Consider the following 17305-nt stretch of genomic DNA (forward strand, 5'->3'; position numbering starts at 1 on the left):
TCCTTGAACGGGTTGCGGATGGTCCGGCCGGTCACGCGCCGGGCGGCAGGGTCGAGAGCGGGCGGGCGGGGTCGGCGGTGGCGGCGGCCAGCAGGCGCAGCAGGTCGCCGGTGATCCGGCGGGCGGTCGCCGGGTCGAACAGGTCGGTGTCGTACTCCAGCAGGCACTCCACCGGGTCGTCGCCGCGAGGCTCGTAGAGGCTCAGCGCGAGGTCGGCCCGGACCGCGCCGGTGTCCACGGGCTCGAAGCCGCCGCCGAGGTCGGCCAGGCCTGCGGCCTCGTGCTGGATGATCATCACCTGGGGGAACGTCCGGGGCAGGTCGAGGTCGGCGGCGACCGCGTCGAACGGGACGTCCTGCCGGTCGAGGGCGGCCAGCGTGGTCTCGCGGACCCGGCCCAGGAGGTCGCCGAACGAGGGGTCGCCCCCGGTGTCGGTGCGCAGCACGACGGTGTTGAAGAAGCAGCCGACCAGGTCGGTCAGCGCTTCCTCGGAGCGGCCCGCCGTCCGGGCGCCGATCGGCAGGTCCGGGCCCGCGCCGTACCGGGTGAGCAGCGCGGCGAAAGCGGCATGGACCACCATGAACAGGCTCGTCCCGCTCTGCCGGGCGAGCCGGTCGGCGGCCCGGTGCAGGTCGGCGTCGAGCTCGAACTCCACCAGGTCGGCGCGGCCGCCCGGTGCGGCCGGGCGCGGCCGGTCGGCGGGCAGGGGCAGCTCGGCGGGCAGGTCTCGCAGGGTCCGGCGCCAGTAGCCGAGCTGCCGGCCGCCGGGGCTCTGCCGGTCGGCGAGGTCGCCGAGCAGGTCGTGCGCCCACACCGTGTAGTCCGCGTAGCCGACGGGCAGCGGCGCCCAGTCGGGGGCGCGGCTGGCGTGGCGGGCCCGGTACGCCTCGGTCAGGTCGCGGGCCAGCGGCACCGTGGACCATTCGTCGGCGGCCTCGTACCGCAGCGTCAGCAGCAGCGCCCGCGCGCCCGACCCGTCGGTGAGCAGCCGGGCCCGCAGCGGCGCGTCCGGCGCGGACCGGGCCAGTTCCGCGATCCGCCCGTCCAGGTCCGCGCACTCCTGAAGCTCCAGTTCCGGTGCGGGCGCCGGCCGCTGGACGACCCGCCCCGCCTCCTCGGCGAGGACGGTGCGCAGCGGCTCGTGCCGGGCGGCGACGTCGGCCAGGGCCGCCGCCAGGGCGGCGACGTCCAGGTCACCGGGCAGGCGGAACGCGAACGCCAGGTCCCAGGCGGACCGGGGCCGGGCCCACTGGGCCCGCTGGACGGGCGCCGCGGGCAGCACCCCGGGACGGGCCACGGGACGCAGCGCCGGCCGGGCCGCCGCTCCCCCGGCGCCCTCCAGCAGGGCGGCCAGCCCGGCCACGGTGGGCGCGTCGAAGACGTCCCGCAGGGCCGGGTCGGCGTCGAGGTCCGCGCGGATCCGGCCGAGCAGCCGCATCGCCGCCATGGAGTGGCCGCCCAGTTCGAAGAAGTTGTCGTGCACCCCCACCTCGGGCAGGTCGAGGATCTCGGCGAACAGCCCGGCCAGGTCATGCTGCAGCGGGGTCTCCGGCCGCGCCCCGCCGGCGCCGGCCGACCAGTCGGGAGCGGGCAGCGCGCGGCGGTCGAGCTTGCCGTTGGGGGTCAGCGGCAGCGGCCCGTCCAGGACCACCACCGCGGCGGGCACCATGTAGTCGGGCAGGAACCGCGCCACGTGCGCGCGCACCTGTGCCGGGTCGGCGGAGGCCCCGGGGGCACCCGCCGGAACCACGTAGCCGATCAGCCGGGCCGACTCGCCCTGCCGGTCGACCACAACGGCCGCCTGCGTCACGTCCGGGTGCCCGACCAGCGCCGCCTCGATCTCGCCGGGCTCGATCCGGTAGCCCCGGACCTTCACCTGGTCGTCGCTGCGGCCCAGGAAGTCCAGAATGCCCTCGGGGCGCCAGCGGGCGCGGTCACCGGTGCGGTACATGCGGGTGCCGGGCGGGCCGAAGGGGCAGGCCACGAACCGCTCGGCGGTCAGGCCCGGCCGGCCCAGGTAGCCGCGGGCCAGCCCGCGCCCGGCGATGTAGAGGTCGCCGGCGACGCCCGGCGGGACCGGGCGCAGCCGCTCGTCCAGGACGTAGGCGGTGGTGTTGGGGTCGGGGCGGCCGATCGGGACGGGGCCCGTCCAGCCGGGCTCGGCGTCCCAGAGGGTGGAGTTGACCGTGGCCTCGGTCAGCCCGTACGCCCCGAACAGCCGCAGCCGGGCCGCCCACCGCCCGATCAGGTCGGGCGGTACCGTCTCGGTCCCCACCAGCAGGGTGGCACCCTCGGGCAGCTCGCAGTTCGGTGGCAGCGCCCCCACCAGGGACGGCGGCAGGATCATGGTGGTGATCGCCTGCTCGGCCAGGAAGTCGCACAGCTCCTTGCCGGGCAGCCGGACCTCCTCGGGGGCCAGCACCAGCCGGCCGCCCCAGCACAGCGCCATGGACAGCTCGAACACCGCCACGTCGAAGCCCACCGAGGCGAACTGGAGCACGTGGCTGTCGCGGGTGAGGCCCATCCGGTCGGTCGCGGTGGCGACCAGGCTGGCGATGCCCTCGTGCGGGACCACCGCGCCCTTGGGGCGGCCGGTCGAGCCCGAGGTGTAGATGACGTAGGCGGCCTGGTCGAGGTCCACCGGGACGCCCGGGTCGTCGTCGGCGAGCCCGGCCAGCTCCGCGGCGACCGCAGGGTCGTCCAGCAGCAGCGGCGAGGAGCCGGAGGAGCCGGGAACGCTGCCGGCCACCTCCCCAGTGGCGACGACGACGCTCGCCCCGGAGTCGGCCAGCATGTACGCCAGCCGGTCCGCGGGGTGCTTGAGGTCCAGCGGGAGGTAGGCCGCGCCGAGCTTGAGCGCGCCGAGCACGGTGGCGACCATGTCCGCGGTGCGCGGCACCGCCACGCCGACCACGTCCTCGGCGGCCACGCCGCGCCCCGCGAGCAGCCGGGCGATCCGGTTGGCCCGGGCGTTCAGCTCCGCGTAGGTGACGGTGCGGGAGCCGTCCACCACCGCGACGGCCCCGGGGCGCTCGCGCACCCGCTGCTCGAACATCGTGTGCAGCGGCAGTTCCGGCACCGGCCGGGCGGTGGCGTTGAACTCCGCCAGCACCCGGTGCCGCTCGGCGGTGTCGAGCAGGTCGAGTTCCCGCACCGGGCGGTCCGGGTCGGCCGCGACGGCGGCGACCAGCCGGTTCAGGCGGGCGGCGACGTCCTCGGCCGCCGCGCGGTCGAACACGTCGTGGCGGTACTCGATCACGCAGCCGACCCGTCCGCTGTCATCGCGCTCGGCGAAGCTGAAGACCAGGTCGAACTTGGCGGTCCGGATCTCGACCGGCTCGTCGGTCACGGTCAGCCCCGGCAGGGCGAACCCGCCGGCGGGCCGGTTGCGGTAGCCGACCATCACCTGGAAGAGCGGGTTGCGGCCGGGCGAGCGGACCGGGTTCAGCTCCTCCACCACGGCCTCGAACGGCACGTCCTGGTGGGAGAAGGCGGCCAGGTCCGTCTCGCGGACCCGCTCGACCAGTTCGGCGAAGGTCGGGGCGCCCGACACGTCGGCGCGCAGCACCAGCGTGTTGACGAAGAACCCGACCAGCTCGTCCAGGGCCTCGTCGGTACGGCCCGCCACGGGGGCGCCCAGCGGGATGTCGGTGCCGGCGCCCAGCCGGTACAGCAGGGCGGCGACCGCGGCCTGAAGCACCATGAACATGCTCGCGCCGGTCCGGCGGCCCAGCTCGCGCAGCCCCCGGCAGGCGGCCGGGTCGAGCTCGATCTCCAACTCGCCGCCGGCCGTGCCGGGGCGGGCGGCCGGGGTGCGGCCCCCGGGCAGTTCCAGCTGTTCGGGGGCGCCGGCCAGCGCGTCCCGCCAGTAGGAGAGCTGCCGGGCGCCCAGGCCGTCGGGCAGCCAGCCGCCCGCCGGGTCCGCGCCGAGCAGGTCGCGCTGCCAGAGGGCGTAGTCGGCGTACTGGACCGGCAGCGGCTCCCATGCGGGGGCCCGGCCGGCGCGCCGGGCCGTGTAGGCGGCGGCCAGGTCGTGCAGGAAGGGCCCGTCGGACCACTCGTCGGTGGTGATGTGGTGCAGCAGCACGACGAGCACGTGCTCGTCGATGGCGACCCGGAGCACGGTGGCCCGCAGCGGGACCTCAGCCGTCAGGTCGAAGGGGCGCTCCACCAGTTCCTCGACCAGGCCGGGGGCGTGGTCGAGGACGTCCACGACCGGGTCGGCAAAGTCCAGGACGCGCTGGTAGGGGTGCCCGTCGCGCTCACCGAACACCGTGCGCAGCGCCTCGTGCCGGCCCGCGACGTCGGCGAGCGCGGCCCGCAGCGCGGCCACGTCGAGCTCGCCGCGCAACCGGAACGTCAGCGGGAAGTTGTAGGCCGCCGAGGCCCCTTCGAGCTGCTGGATCACCCACAGCCGGCGCTGGGCGTACGACAGCGGCAGCTCGGCCGGGCGTTCGGCGGGCACCAGGGCGGGCCGGGCGGGGGCGGTCCGCTCGGCCGCGCGCACCGCCAGTTCGGCGGGGGTGGGCGCCTCGAACAGGTCGCGGATGGCCAGTTCGGCGGGCAGCGCCGCGCGCGCCCGGCTGACCAGCCGGGTGGCCAGCAGCGAGTGGCCGCCCAGGTCGAAGAAGGAGTCCTCGGCGCCGACCCGCTCCAGCCCGAGGACCTCGGCGAACAGCGCGCACAGCGTCTCTTCGGCCGGGGTGGCCGGCGGGCGGCTCACCGGGGCCGCTGCGACGTCGGGGGCGGGCAGCGCCCGCACGTCGAGCTTGCCGTTGACGGTCAGCGGCAGCCGATCCACCGGCACCAGCGCGGCGGGCACCATGTAGCCGGGCAGCCGGGCCTTGAGGTGGTCGCGCAGCGCGGTGCCGGCGAGCTCGGCGCCACCGGCCGGGACGACGTAGCCGATCAGGCGGGTGACCCCGCCCGGGCCGGCGGTGTCGGCGACCACGGCGGCGTGCGCCACCGCGGGGTGCTCGTCAAGCACCGCCTCGATCTCGCCCAGCTCGACCCGGTAGCCGCGGATCTTGACCTGGTCGTCGGTGCGGCCCAGGAAGTCCAGGTTCCCGTCGGGCCGCCGGCGGACCAGGTCGCCGGTGCGGTACATCCGGGCGCCGGGCGCGCCGTGCGGGTCGGCGACGAACCGCTCGGCGGTCAGGCCGGGCCGCTCGTGGTAGCCGCGGGCCAGGCCGACGCCCGCGATGTACAGCTCGCCGGGGGCGCCGGGCGGCACCGGGCGCAGCGCGGAGTCGAGCACGTAGCCGCGGGTGTTCCAGATCGCGCGCCCCACCGTGGGGGTGGCGCTGTCGCCGGTGCCGGCGCCGAGGGTGTTGATGGTGTACTCGGTCGGCCCGTAGAGGTTGTAGCCGAACGTCCCCTCGGTGTCGCGCAGCCGGGCCCACACCGTCTCGGAGACGGCCTCGCCGCCGAGCAGGACCAGCACCGGGCGGTGCCGGCCCGGGCCGTCCGCCAGCAGGCCCTCCTCGATCAGGTGGTGGGCGTAGGTGGGGGTGACGTTGACGACGTCGACGCGGTGCCGGTCGCAGTAGGCCACCAGCGCCTCGGCGTCGCGGCGCAGTTCCTCGTCGCAGACGTGCACCTCGTGGCCCTCGACGAGCCAGAGCAGTTCCTCCCAGGACATGTCGAAGGCGAAGGAGACGGTGTGCGCGATGCGCAGCCGGCGTCCCCCGGCCGCGGCAATCGCCGGCTCGAAGATCGCCTCCCGGTGGTTGAGCTGCATGTTCGTCAGCCCCCGGTACGGGGTGACGACGCCCTTGGGACGGCCGGTCGAGCCGGAGGTGTAGATCACGTACGCCGGGTGTTCCAGCCGGCCGGGCCGGCCGGGGGCGAACTCCGCCCGCTCGGCCGCGGTGAGGTCGGTGCCGGGCAACCCGCCCAGTTCGGCCGCCACCGCGGGGTCGTCCAGGGGCAGCGTCGCCGGGCCGCCGGCACCGGGCAGGCCCAGCCGGGCCGCCACGGCGGTGGTGGTGAGGACGCAGCCGGGAGCGGTGTCCTCGATCATCAGGCGCAGCCGTTCGGCGGGGTGGTCGAGGTCCAGCGGCAGGTACGCGGCGCCGGTGCGCAACACCGCGAACAGCGCGACGACCATGTCGGTCGAGCGCGGCAGCGCCAGCGCCACCACCCGCTCCGGGCCGGCCCCGCGGGCGAGCAGCAGCCGGGCGAACCGGTTGATCCGGGCGTCCAGCTCCGCGTAGGTCAGCCGCTCGTCGCCGCAGACCAGGGCCACCTCGGCCGGGGTGCGGGCGGCCTGCTCGGCCAGCAGCTCGGCGATGGTCTCCGTTCCGGCCGGGCGGGCGGTGGACCCCCACTCGGCGGCGAGCAGCGCGCGCTCTGCCGCGGGCAGCAGGTCGAGCGTGCCCACCCGGGCCGCCATGCCGCCGGCCAGCCGCTCCAGCGCGGTGACGTAGCGGGCGAGGAGGGTGTCGGCGGCCGTGGCGTCGAAGACGTCGGTGCGGTGGATGAGCATCACCCGCACCCGCTCCCCCGGGGTCACCACCAGGGTGAGCGGGTAGTGGGTGGCGTCGACGCCGCCCGACCCGACGATGCCGTGCCGGGCCCGCAGATCGGCGGCGGCGTTCTCGTCGTGGAAGTTCTGCAACACGTACAGGGTGTCGAACAGCAGGTCGTGCCCGGCGGCGCGCTGGATCTCGCCCAGCCCCAGGTACTCGTGCGGCATCATCGCCGCCCGCTCGGCCTGCACCCGCCGCAGCAGGTCCAGCACCGGTTCGCGGGGGTCGAGGGTGATCCGGGCCGGGACGGTGTTCAGGAACAGCCCGATGGTGTTCTCGACATCCGGGATCTCCGGAGGACGGCCCGCCACGGTGGTGCCGAACACCACGTCGTCGCGGCCGGTCAGGCCGGCGAGCACCAGCCCCCAGGCGGCACTGAACGCGGCGTTGGGGGTCAGGCCGTGCCGCCGGAGCCCGGTCCGCAGCCGGTCGGCGAGCCCGGCGGGCAGTTCGATCCGGCGCTGCTCGGGGATGGCCGGCTCGGGGTCCCGGCCGGCGGGGCCCGCCAGGGTCGGCTCGGCCAGGCCGGCCAGCGCGTCCCGCCACGCGCCCGCGGCGGCGCCGGCGTCCTGGCGGGACAGCCAGGTCAGGTAGTCGCCGTAGGAGCCGGGCCGGGGCAGGCCCCGGTCGTCGCCGGCGCGCTCGTACAGGGTGAACAGCTGCTCCAGGAACAGCGCCGCCGACCACCCGTCCCACAGGATCAGGTGGTGGCTGAGCACCAGGCGGTCGCGCCCGTCGCCCAGCCGCAGCAGCATCAGCCGGAACAGCGGCGGGGCGGCCAGGTCGAACCGGCGCCGCCGGTCGGCCGCCAGCAGTTCCGTGACGCGGGCCGCGCGCTCGGCCTCGCCCAGCCCGGACAGGTCGATCTCGGTCAGCGGCGTCTCGGGTGCGGCGGCGACGAACTGCACCGGGCGGGAGAGGCCGTCGCCGGTGAACCCGGCGCGCAGGCCGGGGTTGCGGGCCAGCAGGGCGGTCAGCGCGGCGCGCAGCCGGTCGGCGTCGACGCGGCGCTCGAAGTCGAAGACGTCCTGTGCGGTGTAGACGTCCAGGGCGGTCTGGTCGTACCCGGCGTGGAAGTACAGGCCCTCCTGGAGCGGGGACAGCGGCCAGATGTCGGCGAGGGGGCCGGGGCACACCCGCTCGACCGTGTCGATCTCGTCCTGGGAGAGGTCGAGCGCGGTGAGGTCGGAGGGGGTGAGCCCGCCGGCCCCGCCGGCGCCCGCCGCCAGTTCGCGCAGCGCCGCGAGCCAGCCCTCGGCCAGTTCCCGGACGTCGCCTGCGGCGAGGGCGCCCTCGGGCCAGGTCCAGGTGGCGCGCAGCCGGGGGCCCTGCGGGGTGTCCTCGCAGACCGCGTCGATCTGCAGGGCGTGGGCCAGGCCCAGCCCGGCGTCGCCGGGGAGGGCGAGCGCGTCGGACTCGGGGGCGGGGGTCCAGTCGTCCTCGCGGGCGGCGGGGAACCGCCCGTAGTAGTGGAACAGGACCTGCGCCCGGGCCGCCCCGGCCAGCAGCGGGGCGGTCTGCGCGTTGAGGTGGCGCAGCATCCCGTGGCCGATTCCGCCGTCGGGCACCTCGCGGAGCCGTTCCTTGACGTGCTTGAGGGTGCCGGGCGCGTCCGGCCGCGACTCCAGCCGGACCGGCTGCACGCTGGTGAACCAACCGATGGTGCGCGCCAGGTCGAGCCCGTCGGCGACGTCCTCGCGGCCGTGCCGCTCCACGTCGACGAGCAGGTCGCCGGGCTCCCCCGGGCGCCGGGTGACGGCCAGCCGGAACGCGGCCAGCAGCACGTCCGTGACGTCGCCCCGCACCGCGGCGGGCACCTCGGTCAGCAACGGCAGCGTGGCGGCGGCGTCCAGCCGGACCTCGTGCCGCCGGGCCGGGCCACCGGCCGCCGGGGGCCGGCCCGGGACCAGGCCCGGGATCAGGTCGGCGCCGGGGGCGAGGGTGCGCGCCCAGTGTTCCAGTTCGGCGAGCCGGGCCGGGCTCTGCGCCTGCTCGACCATCGCCCGGGCGAAGCCGCGCAGCGAGGTGCCGACGGGGTCCAGTTCCGGGACGCGCCCGGCGGCGACCGCCGGCCAGGCGGCGGCCAGGTCGCCGAGGAGGATGCGCCAGGACACCCCGTCCACCACCAGGTGGTGCACGGCCAGGATCAGCCGGCCGGGCCGGTCGCCCCGGTCCAGCCAGACCGCCTGGACCATGGTTCCGGCGTCGGGGTCGAGCCGGTCCGCGGCGGCGTCGAACTCGGCGGCGACGAGCGCGTGCAGGGCGGCGTCGTCCAGGCCGGTGGCGTCCGCGCGCCGCAGCAGGTCGGCGGCCCGGACGCTGCCGGCGGGCCGGGTCTCCAGCGACCAGAGCAGGCCGCCGATCCGGGTGAGTTTCAGCCGCAGCCCGTCGTGCCGGTCGAGCACGGCCTGGAGCACGGCGGCCAGCGCCGCCTCGTCCGCGCCCGCGGGGACGCGCAGCAGGTTCGGCAGGGTGTACCGGCCGATCTCGCCGCCCAGCTCGCGCAGCCAGTGCACCACCGGCAGCAGGGGCACCTCGCCGATGCCGTCGGGGTCGGGCGCCGGGGCCGCGACGGCCTCCTCGGGGCCGGTGGCGGCGGCCAGCGCCGCGGGGGTGCGGTGCCGGAACACGTCACGGGGACTGATCGCGTACCCGCGGCGGCGGGCCTTGCCGGCGACCGCGATGGACAGGATGCTGTCGCCGCCGAGCACGAAGAAGTCCTCGTCGACGCCCGCCTCGGGCAGTCCGAGCACCTCGGCGAAGATCTCGCAGAGCGCGCGTTCCCGGTCGTCGCGGGGAGCGCGCGCCCGGTCGTCGCGCGGGGCGCGCTCCGCGGCCGGGGCGGGCAGGGCGGCGCGGTCGAGCTTGCCGCTGGGGGTCAGCGGCAACTCCGCCAGCGGGACGATCGCGGCGGGCACCATGGGTTCGGGCAGGGTCGCGGCCAGCGCGGCGCGCAACGCCCCGGGGTCCGGGGTCGCGCCGGGGGCCGGGACGACGTAGCCGACGAGCCGGGCCGCTCCGGGCCCGTCCTGGCGTGCGATCACCGCGGCCCGGGCCACGCCCGGCTCGCGGAGCAGGGCGGCCTCGACCTCGCCGGGCTCGACCCGGTTGCCGCGGATCTTGATCTGGTGGTCGGTGCGTCCCAGGTACTCCAGGTCGCCCGCGGCGGTCAGCCTGACCAGGTCGCCGGTGCGGTACATCCGGGTGCCGGGCGGGCCGAAGGGGTCGGCCACGAAGCGCTCGGCGGTCAGCCCGGCGCGGCCGTGGTAGCCGCGGGCGAGCTGGGCGCCGGCGAGGTAGAGCTCACCGGGGACGCCCGGTGGCACCGGCCGCAGGCAGCCGTCCAGGACGCGCAGCGCGGTGTTCCAGACCGGGGCGCCCAGCGCCGGTTCCCGCCCGCCGGCGCCGGGCCAGTAGGTGACCTGGACGGCCGCCTCGGTGGGCCCGTAGAAGTTGTCCATCGGCACGCCGGTCAGCGCCAGCCAGCGGTCGGCCAGGTCGCCGGTGAGCGCCTCGCCGCCGCTGGAGGCCCAGCGCAGGCTCGCCGCCCAGCCGGGGTCGGCGGTGACCTCGTCGGTGGACAGGAACGCCTCGATCATCGAGGGGACGAAGGTGATGGCGCTGACCCGCCGGTCGCGGATCAGCCCGGCGAGGTATGCCGGGTCGCGGTGGCCGCCGGGCTCGGGCAGCACCATCCCGGCGCCGGCGTACAGCGGCCAGAAGATCTCCCAGACGGAGGTGTCGAAGCCCGGGGAGGCCAGCGGCAGCATCCGGTCGGGGGTGTCCAGCGGCATGCGGTCCTGGGTCCAGGCGAGCTGGTTGACGATCGCCCGGTGGGAGACCGGCACGCCCTTGGGCCGGCCGGTGGACCCGGAGGTGTAGATCAGGTACGCCGGGTGGTCGGGCCGGGCCGGCACCGGCTCCGCGGCCGGCTCACCGGGCCCGCCGTCGACCGTCATGACGTCGACCGGCACCGCGGGCAGGGTGACGCCGGGGACGGTGACCAGGAGGCGGGCACCGGAATCGGCGATCATGTACGCCAGCCGGTCGGCCGGCAGGTCGACGTCGAGCGGCAGGTAGGCGGCGCCCGCCCGCAGCACGCCCAGCAGGGCCACGACGAGCTCCGCCGAGCGCGGGACGGCGACGGCGACGACCTCCTCGGGGCCGGCGCCCCGGGCGGCCAGCCGGCCGGCCAGTTCCGCGGCGCGGCGGTCGAGCCCGGCGTAGGTCAGCTCCGCGTCACCGCAGACCACCGCGACCGCGTCCGGGGTGCGGGCCGCGCGGTCGGCGACGGCGGCGGCCAGCGTGGTGTCGGGCACCGGGCGGGCGGGGCCGGTGAGGGCGGCCCGGACCCGGTCGAGCCCGGACCCGGTCAGCACTTCGGTGCGGGCCACCGGGCGGGCGGGGTCGGCGGTGATCGCGGCCAGCACGGCGGACAGCCCCTCGGCGACGTGGTGCACGGTGCCGGGGTCAAGCCGGTCGGCGTCGTACTCCAGCCGCAGCTCCAGCCGTCCCCCGGCGCCGGGCAGGACGACCAGGGCGAGCGGGTAGTGCGAGGCGTCCACGACCTCGAAGCCGGTGATCTCGACGGTGCCGCCGGGGTCGCGCGGCGTGCCCTGCGCGGGGTAGTTCTCGACGACCACCAGGGTGTCGAACAGCTCGCCGAGCCCGGCCAGCCGCTGCACCTCCGGCAGCCCGACGTACTGGTGGTCGAGCAGCCGTGTCTGTTCCTCCTGGACCCGGTCCAGCACCGCGCCCAGGGCGTCGCCCGGGCTCCACCGCAGCCGGATCGGCAGCGTGTTGATGAACAGGCCCGCCATCGACTCGATGCCCGTGACCTCGGCCTCGCGGCCGGAGACCGTGCTCCCGAACACCACGTCCCGGCGGCCGGTGAGGCGGCCGAGCAGCACGCCCCAGGCCCCGTGCAGCACGCCGCTCAGGGTCAGGCCGCGCTCCCGGGCCCGGGCCGTGAGGGCGGTGCCGGCGCCGCCCGGCAGGTCGACGCGCAGGCGCTCGAACCGGGACGGCACCCGCCCGGGTTCGAGTTCGGGCACCAGCCGGGTCGGCCCGTCCAGCCCGTGCAACGCGTCCCGCCAGGCGCGGTGCGCCGCGGTCCGGTCGAGCCCGGCCAGGTGGGTCAGGTAGTCGCGGTAGGGGGTGACCGGCGGCATCCGGGGCGGCTCGCCGCCCGGCGCGTACAGCGCCATCAGGTCCCGCAGGATGATCGCCACCGACCAGCCGTCGGCGATGATGTGGTGGTGGGTGAGCAGCAGCCGGTGCCGCTCCGGCCCGAGCCGCAGCAGCGCGCAGCGCAGCAGCGGCGGCCGGCCCAGGTCGAACCGCTCGGCCCGCTCGGCCGCGGCCTCGGCGCGCAGCCCGGGCTCCGGGTCGGCCAGGTGTGACAGGTCCGCCTCCCGCCAGGACGGTTCGGCGCCGTCGGCGACGAACTGCACGGCCCGGCCGTCGGCGCGCTGCCGGAACCCGGCCCGCAGCGGGGCGTGCCGCTCCAGCAGGGCCCGTACCGCGCGGCGCAGCGCCGCGGCGTCGACCGGCCCGCTCAGCTCGATCGTCTGCTGGACCAGGTAGGCGTCCTCGGCGGACTCGTCGAACAGGGCGTGGAAGACCAGCCCCTCCTGGAGGGGGGCCAGCGGGAGCACCTCGGTCAGGCCGGGCACGGCCGCGGCCAGGTCGTCCAGCTCGTCCTGGTCCAGCCCCGCCAGCGGCACGTCGGAGGGGGTGAGCCCGCCGGCGCCCGGGCGGGCGGCGTGGTCGGTCAGCGCGGCCAGCGCGGCGAACCAGCCCTCGGCCAGGTCGCGCACGGTGTCCTCGTCCAGCAGGTCGGCGGGCCAGGCCCAGGTGACGCCCAGCCCCATGCCGTCGGCCCGGTCCTCGGTGAAGGCGTTGATCTCCAGGGTGTAGGGCGCCACCGGCATGGCGGTGTCGAACCCGCCGGCCAGCACCCCGGTGCCGGGCAGCGCCGTCCAGGGCGTGCCGGCCGTCTCGTCGACGGCGAACCGGCCCAGGTAGTTGAAGCTGATCTGCGGGACGGGCAGTTCCGCCAGCCGCGGCGCGGTCTCCGGGTTGAGGTACCGCAGCAGGCCGTAGCCCAGCCCGTGGTCGGGCAGTTCGCGCAGCCGCTCCTTGGTGCGCTTGATCGCCCGGCCGGCGTCGTCCTCCCCGGCCAGCGCCCGGGCGACGTCGATCCCGGCCAGGTCCAGGCGGACGGGGAAGATACTGGTGAACCAGCCCAGGGTGCGCGACAGGTCGGTGCCCGCGACGGCCTGCTCCTCCCGGCCGTGCCCTTCCAGCGCGACCAGCACCGACGGCTCGTCGCCCAGGCCGCGGCGGGTCCGCCAGTCGGCGACGGCCAGCGCCAGCGCGGTGAGCAGCACGTCGTTGACGCCGCCGCGGAACGCCGCGGGCAGCGTGGTCAGCAGCGGGACGGTGCGCTCGGCCGGCAGCCGCAGGGTCAGCCGCCGCACCGACGCGAGGTCGGCGACCGGGTCGAGCGGGCGGGCGGTCAGCGCCGGGTCGGGGCCGTCCGCCATCCGGGTCCACAGCTCCAGTTCCGCCGCCCGGCCGGGGCGGACGGCCTCCTCGGCCAGCGCCCGCGCCCAGCGGCGGAACGACGTGCCGCCGTCGGGGGGTTCCGGCCGCCGGTCCTCGGCCACGGCCGTCCAGGCGGTGGCCAGGTCGGGCAGCAGGATCCGCCAGGTGACGCCGTCGACCACGGCGTGGTGGATCACGATCAGCAGCCGGCCGGGGCGGGCGGCGCCCGCGTCGGCCCAGACGAACTGGATCATCACCCCGGTCTCGGGGGCGAGCCGCCGGTACGCGGCCTCCGTCTCGGCGTCGAGGTCGGCGTCCTCCGGCACCCGGCGGATCACGGACCCGGCGGGCACCGCGCCGGGCGGTTCGACCACCAGCGAGCCGGGTCCGGCCTCCGTGGCGCGGACCAGCCGGGCGCGCAGCGCCCCGTGGGCGTCGAGGACCGCCTGCACCACCCGGTCGAGCTGTTCGCCGGTCATTCCGGCCGGGGTGGCCACCGCCATCGACTGGCTGAACCCGTCGATCGGCCCGCCGCACTCGTCCAGCCAGCGCAGGATGGGCGTCAGCGGGAGCTCGCCCACCCCGGCCTCCGGCGGCTCGGCCGCCGTCCCCGCCGCGACCGCCGCCAGCGGCGCCAGCTCGGCGACCGTGCGGTACTGGAAGATCTGCCGGGGGGTGAGCACCAGGCCCGCCTGGCGGGCCCGGATGACCAGCTGGATGGCGACGATGCTGTCGCCGCCCAGCGCGAAGAAGTCGTCCTCGACGCCCACCTCCGGCAGGCCCAGGACCTCCGCGTACAGGGCGCACAGCAGTTCCTCGCGGGCGCCGCGGGGCTTGGTCCCGCCGGTCAGCGCCGCGTAGTCGGGCGCCGGCAGGGCGGCCCGGTCCAGCTTGCCGCTGGTGTTCATCGGCAGGCGGTGCAGCGGGACGAACGCCGCGGGCACCATGTAGTCCGGCAACCGCTCGGCGGCGTACGTCCGCAGCGCCTTGGTCAGCGCGCCCACGTCGCGGAAACCGGCCGGTACGCCGGCGTGCTCGCGCGGGTCCCGCGAGTCACGGGCCGGGCGGTAGGGGCGGGCGGGCTCGTCCAGGGCGAACACCGCCTCCAGCGCACCGTCGGCGGCCCCGGCGGCCCAGGTGACTGCCGTCCGGTAGCCCAGCCGGGCGCCCAGCGCGTGCAGTTCCTCCGGGTCCACCCCGGGTTCCCCGGCCGGGGTGCCGTCCAGCGCGTGCAGTGCGGCCAGGTCGGCGGTCAGCCGGGCGTTGGGCACTCCGGTGACCCGCAGCCGGGCGGGCCGGTCCGCCGTGAGCGCCGCGGCCAGCGCGTCCGGACCGGTCCAGGGCAGCACGGTCTCGGCCGGGGCCGGGCGGGGGGCCGCCTTGCGCAGCACGGCGTCGTACCGGTACCGGCTCAGCTCGTTGTGGTGGCGGGCGCGCTGGATCTGCAGGTCGGTGCACTCGACGCCGTCGATGACGTGTTCGAGGGCGGGGAAGAAGCCCGGGTCCAGCAGCAGCTCCGGCTCCCAGGCCAGGGCGCGCTCGACCTCGGCGCGGGCGTCGGGCCCCGGGCCCGCCACCGCCGCCCGCAGGCAGCGCAGCAGCCCCTGGTGGCGCACGTCGCCGACGAACACGTGCCCGCCCGGCACCAGCAGGTCCACGGCGCGGCGCAGCACGTCGACGAGGTAGCCGCCGCCCGGGAAGTACTGCACGACGGAGTTGATCACGATCGTGTCGAAGTGGCCCTCGGGCAGGCCGGACAGGTCGTGCGCGGGGCGGGCCAGCAGCTTCACCCGCTCGGCGAGGTCCGGCACCCGGCCCACCTGCTCCCGCAGGACCGCGATGGCCTCCTCCGACAGGTCCAGGCCCCAGTACTCCTCGGCGCCGGGCGCGACCCGTGACAGGATCAGGCCGCTGCCCACGCCGATCTCCAGCACCCGGCGGGGCCGCAGCGCGGTGATCCGTTCCACGGTGGCGTCCCGCCAGGCGCGCATCTCGGCCAGCGGGATGGGGTGCCCGTCGTAGGTGCTGTTCCAGCCCGCGAAGTTCTCGGTGAAGTCCTCGGTCCGGGCCGCGGTGTACAGCAGTTCGTGCAGGCCCTTCCACTCGCCGACCCGGGCCCGCTCGGCGCTGCCGTTCCCGGCGGCCGTGCCGGTCGCCGGGACGACGTAGGCCACCAGCCGGCGGTCGCCCGGCCGGTCCTCCCGGACCACGACGGCGGCCTGGGCCACGGTGTCGTGGGCGGCCAGCACCGACTCGATCTCGCCCGGCTCGATCCGGAAGCCGCGGACCTTCACCTGGTCGTCCACCCGGCCCAGGAACTCCAGCCGGCCGCCCTGCTCGCCCGGGGCGAGCCAGCGGACGAGGTCGCCGGTGCGGTAGAGGCGGGAGCCGGGCGGGCCGTAGGGGTCGGCGACGAACCGCTCGGCGGTGAGCCCGGGGCGGCCGAGGTAGCCGCGGGCCAGCCCGGGGCCGCCGAGGTACAGCTCGCCCGGCACGCCGGGCGGGACCGGCCGGAGCCGGGCGTCGAGCACGTACGCCCGGGTGTCGGGGTCGGGGCCGCCGATCGGCACGATGCCGCCGGGCGGGGTGGCGGGGTCGCACAGGCCGAGCGTGGAGTTGACCGTCGCCTCGGTCGGGCCGTACGCGTTGAACATGCGGCGGCCGTGCGCCCAGCGGGCGACCAGTTCCGGGGACACCCGTTCGGTGCCGGCCAGCAGTGTGGCGCCGGCCGGCAGCTCACAGTCGTCGGGCATGGCCGCCAGCAGCACCGGCGGCAGGATCATGAAGGTGGCGCCGTGCTCGCGGGCGTAGTCGGCCAGCGGCGGCCCGGGCACCCGCCGCTCGGCGGGCACGACCACCAGCCGGCCGCCCGACAGCAGCCCCAGGCACAGGTCCCAGAAGGCGACGTCGAAGCTGGGCGAGGCGAACTGCAGGACGCGGCTGTCGGGGCCGACCCCGAACCGCTCGCTCTGGGTGGCCACCAGCTTGGCCACCCCGGTGTGGGACAGCACCACGCCCTTGGGGCGCCCGGTGGACCCGGAGGTGTAGATCACGTACGCGGCGTTGAGCGGCGACAGCGCGACCTCGGGTGCGGTGGTGGGCGCCGCCGCGAGCTGCGGGGAATCGGGAGAGCCGATCGTCAGCCGGGCCATGCCCTCGGCGGCCGGGACGTGCTCGTCCAGCTCGGCGGTGGTGACCAGGCAGGTCGGGGACGCGTCCGCCAGCATGTAGGCGATCCGGTCCGCGGGGTGGTCGGGGTCGATGGGCAGGTACGCGGCGCCCGCCTTGAGCACGGCCAGCTCGGCGATGATCATCTCGGCCGAGCGGGGCAGCGCCAGGGCGACCACCTGTTCGGGTCCCGCGCCCAGGCCGGCCAGCACGTGCGCCAGCCGGTTGGCCCGGGCGTCGAGCTCGGCGTAGGTCAGCTCGGTGTCCTCGAAGACCAGCGCGACGGCGTCGGGACGGCGCCGGACCTGGACCGCGAACAGCTCCGGCAGCGTCGCCGCGGGCCGGCCGGAGGCGGTGGCGTTCCACTCCACCAGCACCTGGCGCAGCTCGGCCTCCGGCAGCACCGCCAGGTCGCCCACCGGCCGGTCGGGGTGGGCCTGGACGTCGGCCAGCAGGGTCTCCAACTGCCCGAGCAGCCGGTCGGCGGTGGCGGTGTCGAAGAGATCGGTCCGGTAGGCCAGCGTGACGCCGGCGGTGGTCACCTCCAGCGCCAGGTCGACCCCCTCGGGGACGGGCGCCCCGTCCACCGCGAGGGCGGTGTTGAACAGCACCGAACCGCCGCGGAACGGTTCGGGCCGCAACTCCGCGACGATCTCGGCGAGCGGGACCCGGTGGTCCCGGGCGGCGGCCAGAGCCGCCTCGGCCCGCTCGACCAGGGCCGCGAAGGGCAGGTCGCCGCTCACCTGGAGCCGGAGCGGCAGCGGGTCGTGCGACCCCTCGGCGAACCCGATCACCAGGTCGCCGCCACCGCCCCAGCGGTGCAGCAGCGCGGCGAGCACCGCCGGGCCCGCCGCCGCGGTGAACCGGCCGCCGGCCGGCCTCGGGCCGCGCCGCCCGAGGCCGGCCGACGACGCGGCCGCATGCGAGCGGTCGGCCGGGAGCGCCGTTGCACCGGGCGGTGACGCGAGCGTCTCGCGCCAGTGCCCGAGGCGTTCCCGCCCGGCCGCGTTCCCAACATCACCGGAATGACCGGACACCGATGACAGCGTCATTTCCCC

1 protein-coding gene is annotated in these 17305 nt (G+C 76.8%); it reads right to left on the bottom strand.

Going from position 1 to position 17305, the window contains the following annotated elements; genetic code table 11:
• Window positions 1-31: 31 nt before the first annotated feature.
• Window positions 32-17299, bottom strand: coding sequence for a non-ribosomal peptide synthetase (locus DPM19_RS03795; protein ID WP_111863408.1), 17268 nt, complete (start codon window positions 17297-17299; stop codon window positions 32-34).
• Between the last annotated feature and the right edge of the window lie 6 nt (window positions 17300-17305).

It is taken from the genome of Actinomadura craniellae (genome assembly GCF_003289645.1).
Classification (GTDB): domain Bacteria; phylum Actinomycetota; class Actinomycetes; order Streptosporangiales; family Streptosporangiaceae; genus Actinomadura_D; species Actinomadura_D craniellae.